This window comes from Xanthomonas campestris pv. phormiicola (assembly GCA_025666215.1).
GTDB classification, from domain to species: domain Bacteria; phylum Pseudomonadota; class Gammaproteobacteria; order Xanthomonadales; family Xanthomonadaceae; genus Xanthomonas_A; species Xanthomonas_A campestris_A.
This window is the reverse complement of sequence record CP102593.1, coordinates 4,098,113-4,118,753: the sequence shown is the minus strand read 5'-3', so window position 1 is coordinate 4,118,753 and position 20,641 is coordinate 4,098,113. Positions and strand designations below refer to the sequence as shown.

Annotated in this window: 19 protein-coding genes; 11 read left to right on the top strand and 8 right to left on the bottom strand. The window is 71.0% G+C overall.

All coding sequences use genetic code 11. The features are described from left to right. Positions 1-16 precede the first annotated feature (16 nt). The 3 genes from NRY95_17315 (at position 17) to NRY95_17305 (ending at position 6,111) form a co-directional block, all read left to right on the top strand. Positions 17-2,248 (top strand): DUF1631 domain-containing protein, encoded by a 2,232-nt coding sequence (locus NRY95_17315; GenBank protein UYC15450.1) that lies wholly within the window; start codon positions 17-19, stop codon positions 2,246-2,248. A gap of 224 nt (positions 2,249-2,472) precedes the next feature. Further along, entirely contained in the window at positions 2,473-4,800 is a 2,328-nt protein-coding gene (locus tag NRY95_17310; protein ID UYC15449.1) for a DUF1631 domain-containing protein, read from the top strand. Between the two features lie 231 nt (positions 4,801-5,031). Beyond that, entirely contained in the window at positions 5,032-6,111 is a 1,080-nt protein-coding gene (locus NRY95_17305; GenBank protein ID UYC15448.1) for an NAD(P) transhydrogenase subunit alpha, read from the top strand. Between the two features lie 473 nt (positions 6,112-6,584). Here NRY95_17305 and NRY95_17300 read toward each other — a convergent pair whose 3' ends face one another. Genes NRY95_17300 through NRY95_17290 form a run of 3 tightly spaced genes read right to left on the bottom strand, consistent with a single transcriptional unit; the run spans position 6,585 to position 7,980 of the window. After that, the gene (locus NRY95_17300; GenBank protein ID UYC15447.1) at positions 6,585-7,067 is read right to left on the bottom strand and encodes a DUF3106 domain-containing protein; all 483 of its coding nucleotides are present in this window, start codon (positions 7,065-7,067) and stop codon (positions 6,585-6,587) included. Positions 7,068-7,072: 5 nt separating this feature from the next. Then, the gene (locus NRY95_17295; protein UYC18615.1) at positions 7,073-7,429 is read right to left on the bottom strand and encodes a hypothetical protein; all 357 of its coding nucleotides are present in this window, start codon (positions 7,427-7,429) and stop codon (positions 7,073-7,075) included. A gap of 38 nt (positions 7,430-7,467) precedes the next feature. Then, complete coding sequence (locus tag NRY95_17290) at positions 7,468-7,980, bottom strand: RNA polymerase sigma factor (GenBank protein UYC18614.1); 513 nt, start codon at positions 7,978-7,980, stop codon at positions 7,468-7,470. A 237-nt stretch (positions 7,981-8,217) separates the two neighbouring features. Here NRY95_17290 and NRY95_17285 point away from each other — a divergent pair, with 237 nt between their 5' ends. Genes NRY95_17285 through NRY95_17275 form a run of 3 tightly spaced genes read left to right on the top strand, consistent with a single transcriptional unit; the run spans position 8,218 to position 10,456 of the window. Further along, a complete protein-coding gene (locus NRY95_17285) occupies positions 8,218-8,517 on the top strand; it encodes an NAD(P) transhydrogenase subunit alpha (protein UYC15446.1) in 300 nt (99 codons plus the stop codon). After that, positions 8,514-9,011 carry a hypothetical protein gene (locus NRY95_17280; protein UYC15445.1) on the top strand — a complete coding sequence of 166 codons (498 nt, stop codon included), beginning with the start codon at positions 8,514-8,516 and terminating at the stop codon, positions 9,009-9,011. Before NRY95_17285 ends, NRY95_17280 begins: the two co-directional genes overlap by 4 nt. Then, positions 9,008-10,456: an NAD(P)(+) transhydrogenase (Re/Si-specific) subunit beta gene (locus tag NRY95_17275; protein UYC15444.1), complete on the top strand. Its 1,449-nt coding sequence runs from the start codon at positions 9,008-9,010 to the stop codon at positions 10,454-10,456. Before NRY95_17280 ends, NRY95_17275 begins: the two co-directional genes overlap by 4 nt. A 60-nt stretch (positions 10,457-10,516) precedes the next feature. On the opposite strand, the gene NRY95_17270 is transcribed toward NRY95_17275, so the two are convergent. After that, positions 10,517-10,936 (bottom strand): hypothetical protein, encoded by a 420-nt coding sequence (locus tag NRY95_17270; GenBank protein ID UYC15443.1) that lies wholly within the window; start codon positions 10,934-10,936, stop codon positions 10,517-10,519. Positions 10,937-11,043: 107 nt separating this feature from the next. Between NRY95_17270 and sufT the strand changes: the two genes are divergently transcribed. The 4 genes from sufT (at position 11,044) to NRY95_17250 (ending at position 17,248) form a co-directional block, all read left to right on the top strand. Continuing rightward, the gene (gene sufT / locus NRY95_17265; GenBank protein UYC15442.1) at positions 11,044-11,595 is read left to right on the top strand and encodes a putative Fe-S cluster assembly protein SufT; all 552 of its coding nucleotides are present in this window, start codon (positions 11,044-11,046) and stop codon (positions 11,593-11,595) included. Between the two features lie 101 nt (positions 11,596-11,696). Continuing rightward, positions 11,697-12,797, top strand: a complete 1,101-nt coding sequence (locus NRY95_17260; protein ID UYC15441.1) for a branched-chain amino acid aminotransferase — start codon at positions 11,697-11,699, stop codon at positions 12,795-12,797. Between the two features lie 591 nt (positions 12,798-13,388). Then, positions 13,389-15,155, top strand: a complete 1,767-nt coding sequence (locus NRY95_17255) for a S8 family serine peptidase (protein UYC15440.1) — start codon at positions 13,389-13,391, stop codon at positions 15,153-15,155. Between the two features lie 443 nt (positions 15,156-15,598). After that, positions 15,599-17,248, top strand: coding sequence for a S8 family serine peptidase (locus NRY95_17250; GenBank protein ID UYC18613.1), 1,650 nt, complete (start codon positions 15,599-15,601; stop codon positions 17,246-17,248). A 6-nt stretch (positions 17,249-17,254) separates the two neighbouring features. Here NRY95_17250 and ybaK read toward each other — a convergent pair whose 3' ends face one another. The 4 genes from ybaK to wrbA all read right to left on the bottom strand — a co-directional run bounded on the left by ybaK (position 17,255) and on the right by wrbA (position 19,262). Next, the gene (gene ybaK, locus NRY95_17245) at positions 17,255-17,728 is read right to left on the bottom strand and encodes a Cys-tRNA(Pro) deacylase (GenBank protein ID UYC15439.1); all 474 of its coding nucleotides are present in this window, start codon (positions 17,726-17,728) and stop codon (positions 17,255-17,257) included. A gap of 6 nt (positions 17,729-17,734) precedes the next feature. Next, on the bottom strand, positions 17,735-18,220 hold the full coding sequence (locus tag NRY95_17240) for an asparaginase domain-containing protein (protein UYC15438.1): 486 nt from the start codon (positions 18,218-18,220) through the stop codon (positions 17,735-17,737). Positions 18,221-18,300: 80 nt separating this feature from the next. Next, entirely contained in the window at positions 18,301-18,669 is a 369-nt protein-coding gene (locus NRY95_17235) for a DUF2069 domain-containing protein (GenBank protein UYC15437.1), read from the bottom strand. Continuing rightward, positions 18,666-19,262: an NAD(P)H:quinone oxidoreductase gene (gene wrbA, locus NRY95_17230; protein UYC15436.1), complete on the bottom strand. Its 597-nt coding sequence runs from the start codon at positions 19,260-19,262 to the stop codon at positions 18,666-18,668. The genes NRY95_17235 and wrbA overlap by 4 nt, the downstream gene beginning before the upstream one ends. A gap of 80 nt (positions 19,263-19,342) precedes the next feature. Here wrbA and NRY95_17225 point away from each other — a divergent pair, with 80 nt between their 5' ends. Continuing rightward, complete coding sequence (locus NRY95_17225; GenBank protein ID UYC15435.1) at positions 19,343-20,617, top strand: YihY family inner membrane protein; 1,275 nt, start codon at positions 19,343-19,345, stop codon at positions 20,615-20,617. The last annotated feature ends 24 nt before the right edge of the window (positions 20,618-20,641 follow it).

The following is a 20,641-nucleotide window of genomic DNA, read 5'->3' as shown; positions in this document are numbered from 1 at the left end:
TGCGTATCACACTGCCATGACAATCGCCGAATATGCCGAGGAGCTGCTGCCCAGCCGCAACTCGGACCTGCTCGATCAGGTCCGGGACGTGGTGTCGGTGCCGCTCGCCGGTGCATTCGGCGAGGTGCTGGACGTGCTCGCCGATGCGCTGTTCCGCATGGCCGAGCGCGCGGGGCCGACCCAGAACGACTATTTCGAGGCGATCCAGCTGCTGCGGCAGCAGCGCGAACCGATCGCGGCGCGCTTCCGCGGCCACCTGGCGCAGGCCTGGCAGGCCCTGGAAGCCGGCCGCCCGCTGTCGGTGGAACGCACCCTGGCGCGCGAGCGCGGCGACCTGAGCCTGGTCTCCGAACAGGAACTGGACCTGCGCCTGGCGGTACGCAACCTGGCCGGCGCGATCCAGCACCGCTGGCGTCCGGAACTGATGCGGCTCAACCGCTTCCTCGGCTTCATCGCCGGCGGCCAGCGCATCGACGCCGACAACAACCCGTTCGGTCCCGAGCACATCGGCGCCGCCGTCTATGCGGCGCTGCACGGGCTGGTGCTGGCGCCGCAGGTGCAACTGGCGATCGTCAAGATCTGCGAGCAGGAACTGCAGGAGCGGGTCGGCGAACTGTACGCGCGGCTGGAGCAGCGCCTGGATCAGGTCGCGCGGGCGCGCTCGCTGCCGATGGGGCGCACCCGCCGCCGTGCCATCCCGCGCAACGGCGCCAGCGGCGACGACGCGGCGCCGGACTGGATCAGCCGGTTCTTCGAGAGCTGGCATGCCGCAGTGCCACTGTCGGCCGCGCAACGGCGCGCCGCGCGCGCGCTGGACGCGCATGCCCGCGACGACCAGGACGTGTTGCCGCCGGCATTGCGCGCCCTGCTGCACGAGGCGCAGCCGGCCGCGCCGGATCCTGCCGCCGACGCGCGCCGCAGCCTGTCGCCGCGCGAACTGCTGTCGGTGCTGTCGCTGCTGCAGACCACGCCGCTGGCCGGCTTCGCCGCGATCGCCGAACACGGCGAACCGCTGGCGCAGGGGCTGCGCCGGCAGGTGATGGCGACCGGCGCATCGCTGGGGCTGGATCCGGCCAGCACCCGGCTGGAGCCGGCCGATGCGGACACGCTGGACCTGGTCGGTCTGCTGTTCGAGGTGCTGCTCGACGAATGCGTGCTGCAACCGGCGCAACGCCAACTGCTCGGGCAGATGCTGGTGCCGCTGGCCAAGGTGGCGCTGATCGACGGCCGCCTGTTCGTGCGCGACGGGCATCCGGCGCGGCGCCTGCTCAATCTGCTGGCCGACGCCTGCGACGGCAACGCCGGCGACAGCGCGATCGAGCAGGTGCTGCAGGCGCAGGCGCAGGCCGTGGTGGAGCGGGTGGTGTCCGATTTCGACGAGCACCTGGCGGTGTTCCTGACCCTGGAAGCGGAATTCGGCAGCGCCTGCGAGCAGTACCGGCGCCGGGTGGACATCGCCGAGCGCCGCGCGGCCGAGCTGCAGCGTGCCGAGGAACGCCGCGACAAGGCGCGGCACCTCGCCGCACAGGCCGTGGACGAACGCCTGCAGCGCGCCGCCGCCGGCGCCGCGCTGCCGGCGCCGATCGAGACCTTCCTGCGCCAGCCGTGGTGCCAGTACCTGCAGCAGTCGGCGCTGCGCGACGACGGCCATGGCGCGGCGGTGAGCGCAGCGCTGGCGCTCGGCGACGCGGTGCTGGCGCAATGCCGCCAGGCGCAGACCGGCGGCGGCGTGCCGGCGGGCGGCTGGCTGCAACCGCAGCGCGCCGAGCTGCTGCGGCTGTGGACCAGCGTCGGCCTGGATGCGGCCGCCGCCGAGGCCGCCTGGCTGGGCTTGCAGGCGGCCCTGGACGATCTGGCGCATGCGCGCCCGCTGCAGGCGCCGGCCCCTGTGGTCGCTCCCGAGGCGCCGGCGGCCGAGACGGTGCCGGCGTTGCCCGAGCCGGCGCAGGCGACCGATTTCGACCACACCACCGCCGAGTATTTCCGCACCCTGGCGATGGGCACCTGGCTGGACTTCGTCGACCGCGAAGGGCGCGTGCAGCCGGGCAAATTGTCCTGGGTCAGCCCGATCTCGTCGCGGCTGATGTTCGTCAACCGTCGCGGCGGCCGCCTGTGCGTGGCCTCGCCGGAAGCGTTGGCGATGATGGTGCAGCTGGATCGGCTGCGCCTGCATCGCGACGACGATGCGTTCTACAGCGCGATGCAGGGCGCGGTGGACCGGCTGGAACGGGTCGCGGTCGCGGCCTGAACCCGCCGCGACAAGCGCGGTTTCGCACGGCCTTGCAGGTGGCGTTACGCAAAGACCACCTAGGATGACGGACGAGGTCAGGTTCCGGAGCGTAAAATGCGTAGCGCATCACGGTTGCTGTTCAGGTACCTTGCCTACCATGCAGAGGCGGAAACAGGGGCCGCTTCCGTTCGACTTCCTTTTACTCCTTTCCTGGCGCCGCTCCCGGCGCGGAGCCTTCGCGCATGAGTTTCAGCCCCAGCTCGCCGCACGCACATCCCGCGCGCGACCCGCATCTGCTGATGCAGGCGCGCGACGGCATGCTGCCGGTGCTGGGGCAGGCATTCGCCGCCGCGCTGGCGCATTTCGACGACGTGCTGTTCGACCGCGCCGAGAGCGCCGGCGCCTCGCAGCTGCTGTTCCTGGACGGCATGCGCGAGCTGCGCCGCCGCCGCGACGAAATCGCGGTGCGCTTCCGCGCGCAGCTGGACCAGGCCTGGCAGGCGCTGGAAGCCGGCACGCCGCTGTCGGCCGAAGTGGCGCTGGCCGGCTACGGCCAGGGCCTGAGCCTGGTGTCCGAACACGAACTGGAATCGCGGCTGGCGGTGCGCAACCTGGCCAGCGTGCTGCTGCGCGAATGGAAGCCGGTGCTCAACCGCATCGACCGCCGCCTGGGCTGGATCGCCGGCGGCCTGGCACTGGACGCCGACACCAATCCGGTCGGCCCCGAACACATCGGCGTCGCGGTGCATGCCGCGTTCTCCACCAGCGATTTCGCCCCGGAAGTGCGCTTGGTGCTGATCAAGCTGTGCGAGCGCGATCTCACTGGCGGCATCGGCAAGCTCTACCAGGAACTGGACGACAACCTGGCGCGGGCCGGGGTGATGCCGGAAATCTCGCGGCCACGCCCGCCACCGCCGCCGCGCCGCGCGCCGCTGCCGGAAGAACGCCAGGCACGCGGCGACACCCCCGGGTTCGGCGAGGACGGTGGCGTCGCCGGCGAGGCGGGCGAGTACGACGAGCAGTACGCGCCGGCCTGGGCCAGCCGCTTCGTCGACCGCTGGGCCGAGAGCCGCGGCCGCCTGCAGGCCACCGACGGCTACGCCGAGGCCGGCGCCAACCTGCCCGGCGGCAGCCAGGGCGTGCTGCTGGAGGCGCTGCACGAACTGTTGCAGCAGACCCGCAGCGTGCGCGAGAGCGCGACCTCCGCGGCCAGCGCCGCGGTCGGCCAGCAGCGCTCGCTGAGCCAGCGCGAGATGATCTCGGTGCTGTCGCTGCTGCAGGCCACGCCCAGCGCCACGCTGCGCGCGGCGATCGGCGACGACGGCGAATCGCTGGCACAGCGGCTGAAGAGCGAGGTGCTGTCCAACGCCACCCAGTTCGGCGTGGATCCGGCGCATGCGCGGCTGGATCCGGTCGACGAGGACGCGATCGACCTGGTCGGCATGCTGTTCGACGTGATGCTCGACGAACGCGACCTGGAAGGGCGCTCGCGCGAGCTGATCGGGCGGCTGGTAGTGCCGTTCGTCAAGGTCGCGCTGCTGGACCGGCGCATGTTCGTGCAGAAGACCCACCCGGCGCGGCGCCTGCTCAACTCGCTGGCCGAGGCCTGCGAAGGCAATACCGGCGAGAGTCCGGCCGAGCGCGTGCTGATGGGCAAGGTCGAGGAGATCATCGAGCGGCTGGTCGCCGAGTTCAACGAGAACCTGGCGATCTTCCTGACCCTGGAAGAGGAATTCCGCGAGTTCCTGGCCCAGCACCGGCGCCGCATCGAGATCGCCGAGCGCCGCGCCGCCGAGACCCAGCGCGGCCAGGAAAAGCTCGAACTGGCCCGAAAGCGCGCCGAGGCGGAACTGCAGGCGCGCTTGCAGGGCCGGCAGCTGCCGCGGGCGCTGGACGACTTCCTGCGCCAGCCGTGGCAGCACCATCTGACCATGGCGGTGCTGCGCGAAGGCGAGGACGGCACCGGCGTGCGCGACGCGCTGGCGCTGGCCGACGGCCTGCTCGAGGAAGCGGCCGAGGCGCAGCGGCACATCGTCGGCAAGCCCTGGCTGCAGGCCTGGCAGGGACCGCTGACCAAGGTCTTCGCCAGCGTCGGCCTGCATGCCGAGGCCGCCGCTGCGGCGATCAACGTGCTGCACGACACGCTGCAGGCGGTCGCCGAACTGCGTCCGGAACTGGAGCGCCCGTTGCCGGAACTGCCGCAGGTGACGCTGCCGCAACCGCCGGCGCAGGAGGCGCAACCGGTGGAGGTCACCGCCGCGGAGACGGTCGAGGACTACGACAACGCCGATGCCGACCGCTTCCGCGCCATGCCGATCGGCACCTGGCTGGATTTCATCGACCGCGACGGCAAGGTGCAGACCGGCAAGCTGTCGTGGGTGAGCCCGATCTCGGCGCGGCTGCTGTTCGTCAACCGCCGCGGCGTGCGCTTCTGCGTGGCCTCGCCGGAGGAACTGGCGGTGATGGTGCGGCTGGGCCGGCTGCGCAGCCACATCAACGACGGCGCCTTCGACAGCGCGATGCAGGGCGTCATCGACCGCCTCGATCCGCAGAACGCGACCTTGCACTGAGGGTCTGCTGCGATCCATCCCTTGTGGGAGCGACTTCAGTCGCGACGGGCCTTCCCGGTAGAGCCCGTCGCGACTGAAGTCGCTCCCACACGTTGCTCGCGGGTCCTCGCGCATGCCCGCGCGCCCGCGGTGCGACCCGCCAGGACGCGCACCAGCCGCCCGGCGCTGCCATCGCCGCGCGGACCCTGTAGCATCGGCGCCGACTAGGGCGGGCAACGCATGGGGAATCGCATGGCAGTGCAGGTGCTGGTGGTGAAGGAATCGGCGCAGGGCGAACGCCGCGTGGCGGCGACGCCGGAGACGGTGAAGAAGCTGGTCGCGCTCGGCGCGCAGGTGCATGTCGAACCCGGCGCCGGCGTTGCCGCCGGCTTCGTCGATGCGGCCTATCTGGCGGCCGGCGCGCAGCTCGCCGATGCCGCGACTCCGGCGCAGGCCGATCTGGTGCTGTGCGTGCAGCCGTTGCCGGTCGTCGCGCTGAACCAGCTCAAGCCCGCCGCCGGCGTGGTCGGCATCCTGCAGCCGCAGGCCGACCCGGCGCGCGCCGAGGCGATGCAGGCGCGGCAACTGATCGCGTTCCCGCTGGAGCGGCTGCCGCGCACCACCCGCGCCCAGGCGATGGACGTGCTCAGCTCGCAGGCCGGCATGGCCGGCTACAAGGCGACCCTGATCGCCGCGCAGCTGGCGCCGCGCTTCTTCCCGATGCTGACCACCGCCGCCGGCACCATCCGCCCGTCCAGGGTGCTGATCGTCGGCGCCGGCGTCGCCGGCCTGCAGGCCATCGCCACCGCCAAGCGCCTGGGCGCGCAGGTCGAAGGCTTCGACGTGCGCCCGGAGACGCGCGAGCAGATCGAATCGCTGGGCGGCAAGTTCCTCGACCTGGGGGTCAGCGCCGCGGGCGAGGGCGGCTACGCGCGGCAGCTGACCGAGCAGGAGCGCGCCGAGCAGCAGCGGCGCCTGGCCGAGCATCTGCAAGGCATCGACGTGGTGGTCTGCACCGCCGCGGTGCCCGGGCGTCCGGCGCCGAAGATCCTCAGTGCGGCGATGGTCGAGGGCATGAAGCCGGGCAGCGTGGTGGTGGACCTGGCCGCCGAGACCGGCGGCAACTGCGAACTGACCCGCCCCGGCGACACCATCGAGCACGCCGGCGTGGTCGTCGCCGGCCCGCTCGACCTGGCCAGCATGGGCGCGGTGCACGCCAGCGAGATGTATGCGCGCAACGTCTACAACTTCGTCGCGCTGTTCCTGAAGGACGGCGCGATCGCCTACGACTGGGACGACGAGTTGCTGGCCAAGACGCGCTGGACCGGTTGATCGGTGCTGTCGGCCGCGTGTCGCGCCTGGCACGGCGGCCGGCACCGACGCCGCGCGCCGATGCGACAGGCGCCGACGCTGCCAGAGCGTTGTCTCCCGACATTCCCCGCATCGTGCCGGCCCCCAATGAGGCAACGGCCAGTCGCAAGTTGCAGGCGGCGGGCTGCGGGAGCCAACTGTGGGAGCGACTTCAGTCGCGACGGGCATTCCCGATGACGCCAGTCCCGAATGATCGCTCGATGGCCGCCGGGAAGCGCGCCCACCCCTGCAAAGTCTCCGAGCAAGGCCCCTGCGTCCACCTGCCGGCGCATTTCCGCCTCTGACGGTGGTGCGATGCAGCCTGGCGTTGCGTCGCGACGGATTCGACCGGTGGCCCGCGTCGCGATCGATGCTGCAGACCGGCCCCCAGTCGCGACGGCAGCGTTTAGACAGCGATAGAAAAGCGCCGCCGCCTCGACGCGCTTACGGGTCGGTCACCTGGAACCCGGCACAGGCCTGGTGTCCGGGCCGGCATTGGCCTTGATCCAGGCGTCGCGCTGCTGCGGGGTCATCGCTTCCCAGCGATCGCGCAGCGCCTTGCGTTGCTCCGGCGGCAAGGTGCGCATGCGTTCGAACAGCACGCGCGCCTCTTCGCGCTGCTGCGGACTCATGTCTTCGTAGCGGCGTGCGCCCTTGCGCGCGCGTTCGCGCTGCTCGGGGGTCATGCTCTGCCAGCGCTGCGCGTGCTCGAACATCCTGCGCCGCTGCTGCGGCGCATCGTTCCAGCGCTGCCGCATCGGTGCGATCAGCAACTCGCGCTGCTGCGCGCTCAGGTGTTCCCAGTCCGGCAGCGGCGGACCCGCGTCGGCGTCGGCATCCGACGGCGGTGGCGGCGGTGGCGGCGCGGCGAACGTCGCCAGCGGGGTGGCCCCGGCCAGCAGGGCCAGCGCCAGGGACATGCGGATCAGGCGGTTCATCGTGGTCATTCCATCGCCAGCGAGGTGTCGGAACCCAGCCACAGGTACAGGTCGGGATTTTCGTCGAGCAGGCCGGCCACGGCGTCGTCGCCGTCGCCTTGCGCGGCCACGCTCGCGGACACCGCGGCCGCGGCGGGAACGCCGGCGACGCCCGTCGCCGGGGCCGCGACGGGCAGCGCCGGGCGCAGCAGCAGATGCATGCCGAAGGTGGCGCCGAGCAGCGCCGGGGCCGCCGCCAGCAGCCAGCCCCAGCGTCGCGCCGGCGTGGCGTGGGGGCGGCTGGCGGCGTGGCGGGCGGCGCGCAGTCGCGCCAGGGTCGGTGCCGGCAACGCCTGCAGCGAGGCCTGGTGCGCGCGGCGCATCTGCGCGTCGAACGCGGCCGAATGTGTGGTGTCGGGTTTCACCGGACGTCCTCCAGAAGTTTCTGCAATGCCTCGCGGGCGCGCGACAGATGGGTCTTGACCGAGCCTTCGGAGCAGCCCATCGCGCGTGCGGTGGTGGCCACGTCCAGCTCCTCGAGCACGCGCAGGGTGAAGGCTTCGCGCTGCCGCGCCGGCAGCGCGCGCAACGCCGTGACCAGCCGCGCATGCGTCTGCCGCTGCTCGTGGCGCTGCGCCGGCGTCGGGCCTTCGTCGGCCCAGTCCGGCTGGCTGTCCTCGCCGTACTCGCTGGCCGGCGCCCAGAAGCGCAGGCGGAAGCCGCGGCGGCGCTGCAGGTCGATGATGCGCCGGCGCAGGATGCTCCAGAACAGCGGGGTCCATTCCTGCGCCGGCCGCTCGCGGTAGGCGAGCAGCTTGATCATCGCGTCCTGCACCGCATCCAGCGCATCCTCGCGCTGGCGCAGGCCGGCCTCGGCGAAGCGGAACGCGCGCGGGCCGATCTCGGCCAGGAATGCGTCCAGCGACGCCGGCAGCGGACGCGCGGCAGCGTCGCTGTCGAGGTCGGTCGTCGGCGGGTCGAGGGCGGGCGTGCTCACCAGCACAGCTTAGCTTCCTGGCGCGGGGATACCGTGGATAACGCATCGCCGCCGCCGCGGTTGACCTGGCGCCGGGCCGGTCGCCGCCGCTGGCCGCGCCACACAGCCATCGCCCACCGATTCAGCACCCGGTTATGATTGCGGCGGTCGGGCGCGGCGCCCGGGAGAAGCGGAATGAGCGACGGTTTCGTGGCCTTGTACATCTTCATGCTGGCGGCCATCGCCGGGCATGTGATCATCTCGCGGGTGCCGGTGATCCTGCACACCCCGCTGATGTCCGGTTCCAACTTCATCCACGGCATCGTGCTGATCGGCGCGATGGTGGTGCTCGGCCACGCCGACACCACGCTGGAGAAGGCGGTCGGCTTCCTCGCGGTGCTGCTCGGCGCCGGCAACGCCGCCGGCGGTTACGTGGTCACCGAGCGCATGCTGGAAATGTTCAAGAGTTCCAAGAAGCCCGGGGACTCGCCATGACCGCCGCGCAGCCGGCGCTGGTCGCGGCGCGCCCGCAGGGTCCCAGGGCCTGGTTCCAGATGCTCAGCTACCTGCAGTATCCGGCGATGGTCGCGGCCGCGGTCTACGCCGCCAAGCCGCTGTTCGCCGGCATGGTCGGCATGTTCGACGACTGGAACTACGCCTTGCTGTACGCCGGCGTGGGCGTGGGCCTGTCCTCGCTGCAGGATCCCACCCGCACCCAGAACAAGATCTCGCACAGGGTCTGGCAGGACCCGCGCAAAGGCCGGCTGATGCTGTGGCTGCTCTCGGTCGAGGCGCTGCTGCCGATCGCGATCGGGCTGGTCGGCGCCTACCTGGCCAGCTCCACCGCGCTGAACCAGCTGTCGCTGGGCCTGGTCGCGTTCGGCCTGGGCATGGTGGGTCTGTTGAAGACCGCGCTGGAGATGTTCGAACACCATCGCCTGGATCGCCGGCCCGATGCCGCGGCGCCGCTGGCGGGGGAGCGCGCATGAGCACCGCCGACGCCCTGTCCTGGCTGGTGAAGGCCAGCTACCTGGTGGCCGCCACCTTGTTCCTGCTCGGCCTGCAGCGCATGGCCTCGCCCAAGACCGCGCGCAGCGGCATCCACTGGGCCGGGTTCGGCATGTTGCTGGCCACCGCGGCGACGTTCCTGCTGCCCGGCCTGCACAACCTGACCCTGATCCTGCTGGCGATCCTGATCGGCACCGGCGCGGCCTGGATCTCGGCCAAGAAGGTCGCCATCACCGACATGCCGCAGATGGTCGCGCTGTACAACGGCATGGGCGGCGGCTCGGCCGCGGCGATCGGCGCGGTGGAGCTGCTGCGCTTCTCGTTCCTGGCGCACCGCGACACGGCGCACTGGAGCGACAGCGCGATCGCCGCGCTGGCCGCGCGCCAGCCCGACGCGACCACGCTGGCGCTGGCCATCGTCGGCTCGGCGATCGGCGCGATCTCGCTGTCCGGCTCGGTCATCGCCTGGGCCAAGCTCGACGGGAGGCTGGACAAGCGCGTCACCTTCCCCGGGCAGCAGGCGTTCAACCTGCTGGTGTTCGTGGCGATGCTGGGCCTGGGCGCCTGGGCCGCGATCGGGCTCAGCCCGGTGGCGATCGTCGCCTTCTTCGCGGTGGCGCTGGCGCTGGGCGTGCTGATGACGCTGCCGATCGGCGGCGCCGACATGCCGGTGGTGATCTCGCTGTACAACGCCTTCACCGGCCTGGCGGTGGCCTTCGAGGGCTACGTGCTCGGCAACGAGGCGCTGATCATCGCCGGCATGATGGTCGGCGCGGCCGGCATCCTGCTGACCCGGCTGATGGCCAAGGCGATGAACCGGCCGATCAGCGGCGTGCTGTTCTCCAACTTCGGCGGCGGCGGCCAGGCGCAGGAGATCAGCGGCGCGCAGAAGCCGATCGAGGCCGGCGACGTGGCGGCGATGATGGCCTACGCCGAGCGGGTGGTGATCGTGCCCGGCTACGGCATGGCGGTGGCGCAGGCGCAGCACAAGATCTGGGAACTGGCGCAGCGGCTGATCGAGCGCGGGGTCAAGGTCAAGTTCGCGATCCATCCGGTGGCCGGACGCATGCCCGGGCACATGAACGTGCTGCTGGCCGAGGCCGGCGTGCCCTACGACCTGATCGCCGACATGGACGACATCAATCCCGAGTTCCCCAGCACCGACGTGTCGCTGGTGATCGGCGCCAACGACGTGGTCAACCCGGTCGCCAGGACCGATCCGGCCAGCCCGATCTACGGCATGCCGATCCTGGACGTGGTCAATTCCAGGAACGTCGTGGTGATCAAGCGCGGCAAGGGCACGGGCTTTGCCGGGATCGAGAACGCGCTGTTCTACGCCGACAACACGCGCATGCTGTACGGCGACGGCGCCGAGGCGGCTGGCGCGCTGGTCAGCGAATTGAAGGCGCTGGACGGCGGGCATTGAACCGGCGCCGGCGATCGGCGCCCCTGGATGCTGTCGCGGCTGAAGCCGCGACCATTGTCCTCAGCGCGCGCTGAAGTAGGCCACGCTCAGGCCCATGCCCAGCCACAGCACGTCGCCGGGGCGGTTGGCCAGCACGGTCAGCGTCCACGCGTAGCGCGCGCCCAGTTTCAGCGACGAATCCCAGGGATCCAGGCCCAGCCCGGCGCCTATGTGCGCGGCGGCGATGCCCCAGTTGGCGGCGACGATCACCAGCGCGGTGGCCAGCACCGCCACGGCGATGCGCAGCTTGCCGCGCGGCAGCGTGCCCAGGCGCAGCATCCACGCGACCTCCAGCGCCACCAGCACCGCCATCCAGCCGGATTGGTGACCCAGGCTCAGCGCGACCAGCATCCAGGCGATCAAGGCGGTGACACAGCCCAGGCAGAGCAGCAAGGGCCATAGCCAGTGCGAAGTCCTGGCCGGCATGGAAGAGGGCGGCATGCGATGTTCCCGGAGAATCCGCACAGGATACCCTTCGCCGCGTTCCCCCGCGCACTCGGATAAACTGGACGACTTGCACCGGCGGGGCCAGCCCCCATATCGCCCCCATGTATTCACGCAGCAGCGAACCTGTCCAATTCGAACGCGATTGCGCGGCGGTGATGGTGCCGCAAGGCGACGCGGTCACCCTGCCGGCCGGCAGCTACGGCTACATCACCCAGGCGCTGGGCGGCAGCTACACGGTGTTCGTCGAAGGCAACCTGTTCCGCATCGCCGGCAAGGACGGCGACGCGATCGGCAAGGAACCGCCGCCGGGCCTGGACCTGCCGGAGGGCGCCAGCGACGAGCAGGTCGAGGCGCTGATCTGGCAGCAGCTGCGCACCTGCTTCGATCCGGAGATCCCGTTCAACATCGTCGACCTGGGCCTGGTCTACGAGGTCGGCGTGCAGCATCGCGAGGACGGCCAGCGCATGGTCGAGGTGAAGATGACACTGACCGCGCCGGGCTGCGGCATGGGCGAGATCCTGGTCGACGACGTGCGCAGCAAGCTGGAGCTGATCCCGACCATCGCCGAGGCCGAGGTCGAACTGGTGTTCGATCCGCCGTGGGGCCGGCATATGATGTCCGAGGCCGCCCGCCTCGAAACCGGCATGCTCTGACCCGCGCGCGACTGCGCGACCTGGGGCCGGGACAAGGCGCCGCCGCTGCGCTTCGATGATGCAGCGGCACGGCCGTCCCTCGACTACCACAGGAAACCCCGGTGTCCGCTACCGAGCCGTCTTCGCAGTTCCGCCTGATCCCGTCCACCACCGCACGCAGCGCCGACCAACGCGCGCAGATCCTCGCCGCGCCGGGCTTCGGCAACTACTTCACCGACCACATGGTCGCCATCGAATGGGACCGCGAGCAGGGCTGGCACGATGCCCAGGTCCGCGCCTACGGCCCGCTGGCGCTGGATCCGGCCGCCTCGGTGCTGCATTACGGCCAGGAGATCTTCGAGGGCATCAAGGCCTACCGCCATGCCGACGGTTCGATCTGGACCTTCCGCCCGGAGGCCAACGGCAAGCGCCTGCAGCGCTCGGCGCAGCGCCTGGCGCTGCCGGAGCTGCCGGTGGAGCTGTTCGTCGAATCGCTGCGCCGGCTGATCGCGGTCGATGCCGCGTGGGTGCCGTCGGCGCCGGAGACCAGCCTGTATTTCCGCCCCTTCATGATCGCCAACGAGGCGTTCCTGGGCGTGCGCGCGGCGCAGAAGGCCGGCTACTACGTCATCGCCAGCCCGGCCGGCGCCTATTTCGCCAAGGGCGTGGCGCCGGTGGCGATCTGGCTGTCCACCGACTACGCGCGTGCGGCCAAGGGCGGCACCGGCGCGGCCAAGTGCGGCGGCAACTACGCCGCCTCGCTGCTGCCGCAGCAGCAGGCGCAGGCGCAGGGCTGCTCGCAGGTGCTGTTCCTGGACCCGGTCGAGGGCAAGTACCTGGAAGAACTGGGCGGCATGAACGTGTTCCTGGTGATGCGCGACGGCAGTCTGGTCACCCCGGCGCTGTCCGGCAGCATCCTCGAGGGCATCACCCGCGACAGCATCCTGCAGTTGGCGCGCGACCGCGGCATGGCCGTGATCGAGCGCCAGGTGAGCATCGACGAATGGCGCGACGGCGTGGCCTCCGGCGACATCGCCGAGGTCTTCGCCTGCGGCACCGCCGCGGTGGTGACCCCGATCGGGCAGCTGAAAGGCAAGGATTTCGCGGTCGGCGACCTGGCCGCGCCGGCCGGCCCGGTGACCCTGTCGCTGCGCCAGGAACTGACCGATATCCAGTACGGCCGCGTGGCCGACCGTCACGGCTGGCTGCTGCGGCTGGGCTGAGAGGTCCCGCGTTCTTCGCCCGCCGGCATTGGCGGGCTTGGAGCTGGGCGTGGCGCAGGCTGCGCCCAGTGTCGATCGCGTCAGGGCGCGTCGCCCGTTCCCGGACACGCCATGGGGTCTGCCAGGCCCAACCCGCCACACCGCCAGGTTCGTACGCGGTCGCGCGCGCGCCGGGGCGCAAGTTGTCCAATGTTCGCCGCGACCCCTGGCGCTAGCGCTGCGCATGGCGGTCGGTGGCCCTGTCGATGTCCGGCGGAGCCGCTCCCTGATGGCGCGACCTGCTGTGCGGACGCGTGGCCACGCCGCGCCGCGCAAAAATGTCCCGGGACTGTCTTCTCGAGCCAGCGGTGTTGCCGTCGTGTCGCAAAAAGCGAAAGTGATGCCGTCATTTATGTTGACAAACGTCACATTTACGAGTTTTGGACGATAAAGAGTTCATCCATACGCGTCTGTATTGGGATAGCGTCGGATGAACGGCTGGCAACAGGGGGCCGGCCTGGGAGTCGCGCTGCATCCGGATTCAGTGCCCGTGTAGGCATCCGCAGCGCGAAAATCGCCATCAGGTGGCAATCAACGAAAAGGAAGTTCCGAATGTCCGAAATTTCGCAACGTGGTTCGCGCCAGCGCCCTTGGCTGATCGTGCTGGGAGCGTCCGCATTGACTTCGCTGTTGCTGGCGACGCCGGCCTTCGCAGGCGACGTCAACCTCTCCGGCCTGTCCGCCGAGCCGACCGTGCAGCGCTTCATCGTCAAGACCCGCGATGCCGCCCCGGTCGGCATCGCGAGTACGTCCGCGGCCGGCCCCTCGGCGTCGCTGCGCGCGACGTTGCAATCGGTCGCCGCGACGATGCCGGCCAAGAACGGCCGCGCGCTGGGGCTGACCAGCCTGCGCCGCCTGGCGATCGGCCCGGAAGTGATCCAGTCCAGCCGTGCGCTGGACCATGCCGAAGCCGAGACGCTGATGCGCCAGCTGGCCGCCGACCCGAATGTCGAGTACGTCGAAGTCGACCAGCGCATGACCATCGCGCTGACCCCGAACGATCCCAGCCTGTCCAACCAGTGGGCCTTCGGCACCACCACCGCCGGCATCAACGTGCGTCCGGCCTGGGACCAGGCCACCGGCACCGGCGTGGTCGTGGCGGTGATCGATACCGGCATCACCAGCCATCCGGACCTCAACGCCAACGTCCTGCCCGGCTACGATTTCATCAGCGTCGCCGCCGACGCGCGCGACGGCGACGGCCGCGACAGCAACCCGGCCGACGAAGGCGACTGGGCGGCCGCCAACGAGTGCTACTCCGGTTCGCCGGCGTCCAATTCCAGCTGGCACGGCACCCATGTGGCCGGCACCATCGCCGCGGTGACCAACAACAGCACCGGCGTCGCCGGCACCGCGTTCAATGCCAAGATCCTGCCGGTGCGCGTGCTCGGCAAGTGCGGCGGCTACACCTCCGACATCGCCGACGCGATCACCTGGGCGTCCGGCGGCACCGTCAGCGGCGTGCCGGCCAACACCACCCCGGCCGAAGTGATCAACATGTCGCTGGGCGGCAGCGGCACCTGCTCGACCACCTACCAGAACGCGATCAACGGTGCGGTCGGCCGCGGCACCACCGTGGTGGTGGCGGCCGGCAATAGCTCGGCCAACGTCTCCACCTCGGTGCCGGCCAACTGCGCCAACGTGATCGCGGTGGCCGCGACCACCTCCTCGCGGGCCAAGGCCAGCTACTCGAACTACGGCACCGGCATCGACATCTCCGCGCCGGGCTCGAGCATCCTGTCCACGCTCAACGACGGCACCACCACCCCGGGCAACGCCAGCTACGCGTCCTACAACGGCACCTCGATGGCGACGCCGCACGTGGCCGGCGTGGTCGCGCTGATGCAGTCGGTGGCGCCGACGCCGCTGACCCCGGCGCAGGTGGAGAGCACCATCAAGAGCACCGCGGCCAGCTTCTCCTGCTCGCAGGGCTGCGGCGCCGGCCTGCTCGACGCCAATGCCGCGGTGACCGCCGCGCTGGGGGGCGGCAGCACCACGCCACCGCCCACCGGCAACACGCTGCAGGACGGCGTGCCGGTCACCGGGTTGGGCGCCAGCACCGGCTCGGAGCTGAACTACACCGTGACCGTGCCGTCCGGCGTCAGTTCGCTGACCGTCACCATCTCCGGCGGCAGCGGCGATGCGGACCTGTACGTGCGCCTGGGCAGCGCGCCGACCGACAGCAGCTATGGGTGCCGCCCGTATCTCAACGGCAACAACGAGACCTGCACCTTCAACTCGCCCAGCGCCGGCACCTACTACGTGCGGCTCAAGGCGTACAGCACGTTCTCGGGCGTCACCCTGACCGCGAACTACTGATCCGCCTGCGCGGTGCGGCGCGCGCCTGGACGGCGGCGCCGCGCCAGTAGCGGCTGCTGCACGCAGCGGCAGGGCAGGACGCCTTGGACGCTGCGCAGACGACGACCCCGCGCCCTGGCGCGGGGTTTTCTTTTGCGTGGCCTCCGCCGCCGGCGCCTACTGCGTGGAGATCTGCCGGTGCAGTCCGCAATACGAGTGGCTTGCTGTCACAGATCGGAATATTGGTAGCACTCCCCCCTGCGTTGTCTACAAGCAGCGCCGATATGGAGGACGCAGGACCGTCTTCACCGGCTGCGGCGGCGATGCCGTCGCAGCGCAAGCGCGCTTGGCGGTGTCCCGCCCGGCGCCAGGCACGGCCGACTGCGCCATGCGCCATAGAGGGAAGTTCGATGTCCAAGCATGCACTGTCTCATCGCGCGCGCCGCGCCGCGGTCGTGTCCATCATGTCGCTGGCGGCGTGCGCAAGCGCTGCCGCCGCCGGCGAGGTCGGCCTGCAAGGCCTGTCCTCGACGCCGAATCCGCAACGTTTCATCGTCACCTACCGCGACGCCGCCCGTCCCGCGCTGTCGGCGCGCACGGCGCCGCTGGCGGACGCGGCACGCATCCTGCCGGCGCGGCGCGGCCGCGCGCTCGGCCTGGCCTCGCTGCGGCGCCTGGCGACCGGCGCCGATGTGGTCGGTGCCGACCGCGCGCTGGACCGGGTCGAGGCCGAGACGCTGATGCGCCGCCTGGCCGCCGATCCGGCGGTGAAGAGCGTGGAGGTCGACCTGCTGTTGCGGCCGACGCTGGTCCCGAACGACCCCGGCCTGCCGCAGCAGTGGGCATTCGGCACTACCTCGGCCGCGATCAACGTGCGCCCCGCCTGGGACGTGGCCAGCGGCAAGGGCGTGGTGGTGGCGGTGATCGATACCGGCATCACCGCGCATCCGGACCTGGCCGCGAACGTGCTGCCCGGCTACGACTTCATCAGCGACCCGTTGGTCGCCGGCGACGGCGGCGGCCGCGATGCCAATGCGGCCGATCCGGGCGACGGCTATCCGGCCAATACCTGCGGTGCCGGCACGCCCGGCGCATCCTCCAGCTGGCACGGCACCCACGTCGCCGGCACCATCGCCGCGCTCACCAACAACGCCACCGGCGTGGCCGGCGTCGCGTTCAATGCCAAGGTCCTGCCGGTGCGCGTACTGGGCAAGTGCGGCGGTTACCTGTCCGATGTCGCCGATGCCATCGTCTGGGCGTCTGGCGGCAGCGTCGCCGGCGTTCCCGCCAATCCAACCCCGGCGCAGGTGATCAACCTGTCGCTGGGCGCCAGCGGCACCTGTTCGGCGACGATGGCCAATGCCATCGCCGCCGCCGTGGCGCGCGGCACCAGCGTGGTGGTGGCCGCCGGCAACAGCAACAGCAACGTCGCCGGCAGCGTGCCGGCCAACTGCCCGAACGTGATCGCGGTGGCCGCGACCACCTCCGCCGGCGCACGCGCCAGCTTCTCCAACTATGGCGCCGGCGTGGATGTCGCTGCGCCAGGGCAGGGCATCCTGTCCACGCTCAACACTGGCACCCTGGCGCCGGCCGCGGCCGGCTACGCATTCTATAGCGGCACCTCGATGGCGGCGCCGCATGTGGCCGGCGTGGCCGCCCTGGTGCTGTCGGCCGCGCTGAACCCGCTGACCCCGGCGGAACTGGAGGCGCGCTTGAAGGCGACCGCCAGTGCATTGCCGGTGGCCTGCACGCTGGGTTGCGGCGCGGGCCTGGTCAATGCCGGCGCGGCGGTGGCGGCGACGCTGAAGGCGCAGACCCTGGTCCGTGGCGTGCCGCTGGGTGGCCTGGCGCTCAAGGCGGGGACTTCGCTGTACTACCAGGTCACCGTGCCGGCCGGCACGCCCTGGCTGAAGCTGGCCCTGGCCGGCGGTACCGGCAACGCCGACCTGTATCTGCGCGGTGGCGGCCTGCCGACCGACACCGTCTACGGCTGCAGATCGATCGCGGCGGCCAATGCCGACAGCTGCACGCTCAACCTGCCTGCCGGGACCTACTACGTGCGGGTGAAGGCGGTGACCGCGGTGGCCGGGGTGGGCGTGACCGCCAGTTACTAGGGAGCCTCACTCGCATAGGTCGCAGGCGCGCGCCTGCAATACGTCGAGCAGTCGCTCGGCGTCGATTTCCAGCAGCAAGCCGCGCTGGCCGGCGTTGAACCACACGCTGCCCGGAGCCAGCGCCGATCGCTCGACCAGCACCGGCGCCGGCCGTTGCTGGCCCAATGGACTGATCCCGCCGACCTTGTAGCCGCTGCGCCGCTCGGCCTCGGCCACTTCCATCATCCGTGCCGATTTGCCGGCGCCGGCTGCGGCGAGCTTCTTCAGCTGCACGCGGCGATCGGAGGGCACCACCACGCACACGGCGTTGTGGTCGATCCACGCCATCAGGCTTTTCAACACCCGCGCCGGCGGCAGGCCGAGCGCCTGCGCCGCCTGCAGGCCCTTGGCGCCGGCTTCGGCTTCGTAATCGTAGGGATGCAGGCGATAGGCGACGCCGGCCGCGTCCAATGCCCTGGTTGCGCGGGTGGCTTTGGACATCGCGGCTCAGACGGGCTCGAAGCGGTTCGCGGCCACGTTCTTGCGTACCTTCTGCGGGTCCCAGATCTGCCCGTTCATGGCGATGTAGACCCCGGCCGGCAGCGACTGCACCGCGCCGACCGCGCAACCGATGTTGAATTCGGCATCCGAGCCGCGGAACCGCGCCGGGTTCAGCGCGCCGGTCATCACGATGGTCTTGTCCGGGATCGTCTGCAGCACCTTGCCGGTCTGCACCATCGAGTCGGTGCCGTGGGTGAGCAGCACGTGGCGCGCGGACTGCGCGGCGACGGTGGCGCGGATCAGCTCGCGGTCGGCGTCGGTGATGTGCAGCGAGTCCTTGCGGATGATCGGGATCACGCTGAAGCGGAAGGTCACGCCCAGTTCCTTGAGGATCTGGCCGATCTGCGGATCGCCGATCTGGTAGTCGGACTTGTCGTCGAAATAGATCTTGTCGATCGTGCCGCCCGTGGTGACGATCAGGAGTTCTTCCATTGCCGGTTCCTAGAGCATGACGGGGCGCCGCCGTGGCCGCGCAAGGCCGCCATGATAACCGGCGTGCCGGCGGCGGCCGCTCAGGGTGTGTCGCCGCCGGGCGGTCTGGCGCCGCGCTTGCGGGCGAAACGCGCGCGCAGTCCCGGCGCGCTGGACAGCCCGATCGCCAGCAGCGCCAGCAGCAGTTCGGCCCAGGCGTAAGCGCGCTGCGGCGGATGGCTCCAGGCGGCCATCACCCCGTGGCTGAACCAGAACAGCCCGAACACGCCGGCCCAGAAGCGCGCCACCGCCGAGCCGCGCAGCGCGCCGATCGCCAGCAGCAGCGGCGGCAGCGCGAACACCAGCAGCGCGGCGAGGCGGTGGCGGTCGTCGTGGAACCAGGCCGCGTACAACAGCGCCAGCAGCAGCAGCGTGGCGGCCAGCGCACGACGCAGGCGGGCGGTGCTCATGGCGCCGCCAGGCGTTGCGCGATGCCGGCCAGGCGCCGGCCCAGCGCGCGCGCCAGCTGCGCTTCTTCCTCGCTGGGCTGCGGGTCGTCCCCGGCGCCGGCGACGTGGCTGGCGCCGTACGGGGTGCCGCCGCTGCGCGTGCTGCTGAGCAGCGGTTCGGTGTAGGGAATGCCGACGATCACGCAGCCGTGGTGCAGCAGCGGCAGGTGCATCGACAGCAGCGTGGCTTCCTGGCCGCCGTGCAGCGAGGCGGTGGAGGTGAACACCGCCGCCGGCTTGCCGGCCAGGGTGGCGCTGGCCCATTCGGCGCCGAGGCCGTCGATGAAATGCTTGACCGGCGCGGCCATGTTGCCGAAGCGGGTCGGGCTGCCCAGCGCCAGGCCGGCGCAGTCGCGCAGGTCGCTGGCGTCCACGTACGGCGCGCCGCTGTCGGGCACCGGCGGCGCGCTGGCCTGGGTGACCGCGGCCACCGGCGGCACCGTGCGCAGGCGCGCGGCCATGCCGGGCACTTCGCCGACGCCGCGCGCGATCTGCCGCGCCAGGCGCGCCACCGAACCGCCGCGGCTGTAGTACAGGACCAGGATCTCGGCCATGCGGCCCTCGCTTGCTTGCACCAGAACGGCCGCCAGTATCGGCGATGCCGGCGTCCGCGCGCATCGGGTACCCTTGCCCGATGCAGCCTTTGGACACGGTCAATCTCTGGACGGAGCGGGTGCGCGACCGCGCGCGGATGCGCAGCTTCGCCGCTTTCCTGTGGCGGCGCTTCCTCGACGACCGCCTGTTCCAGGCCGCGGCCTCGCTGGCCTACACCACGATCTTCGCGCTGGTGCCGCTGGCGATGGTGGTGTTCGGCGTGCTCTCGGCGTTCCCGGTGTTCGACCGCTGGAGCGACCAGCTCAGCGACTACATCTTCTCCAACTTCGTGCCGGCCGCGGCGCGCTCGGTGGAAGCCTATCTGCGCCAGTTCTCGGCCAGCGCCGGGCAGCTGACCAGCGCCGGCACCATCGCGCTGATGGTGTCGCTGCTGATCACCTTGAACAGCGTCGAGCAGACCTTCAACCGGATCTGGCGGGTGGTCTCGGCGCGGCCGCGGCTGACCCGCTTCCTGGTGTACTGGACGGTGCTGACCCTGGGTGCGCTGCTGGCCGCGGCGTCGCTGGCGGCGTCGGCGCGGTTCTTCGCGCTGCCGCTGTTCCGCACCAGCGAGGGCCGGCTGCTGGCGCAGATGGCGCTGGGCCTGGCGCCGGTGCTGATCGAATTCGTCTGCATCACCCTGGTGTACCGGGTGGTGCCGCACCACACGGTCAAGCTGCGCCACGCGGTGCCCGGCGCCCTGCTGGCGGTGGCCTTGCTGGAACTGGTGAAGTGGGGGCTGAGCCTGTACCTGGGCAGTTTCCAGTCCTACCAGCGCATCTACGGCACGGTCGCGTTCGTGCCGATCTTCCTGCTGTGGACCTACCTGAGCTGGATCGGGATCCTGCTCGGCGCCTCGCTGGCGTCCTCGATCGCCGCCTTCCGCTACCAGCCGGCGTCGATGCGGCTGCCGGCCGGCTACGAGATCTACGGCCTGCTGCGCCTGCTCGGGCGCTTCGCGCAGGCGCGCAAGGACGGCCACGGCCTGCAGGAAGATCAGATCCTGCAGCTGGAGCCGATGCTGACCGATTCGCTGGTGCAGGAGTTGTTGTGCGAGCTGGAACGCAGCCGCCTGCTCAGCCGTGCCGAGCACGGCGAATGGCTGCTGGCGCGCGACCTGGCCGACGTGCCGCTGACCGAGCTCTACGAAAACTGCCAGCTGCGCATCCCGATCGCCGAAGCCTACCTGCCGTGCCGCGACGACGCGCTGGGGCAGGCGGCGTGGCGCGCGCTGGACGAATTGCGCATGCCGCTGCGCGACGTGCTGAAACGGCGCGTCGGCGATCTTTACACCGATATCGGAGACCTCGCATGACCCCGCGCATCCTGTTCCCGTTGT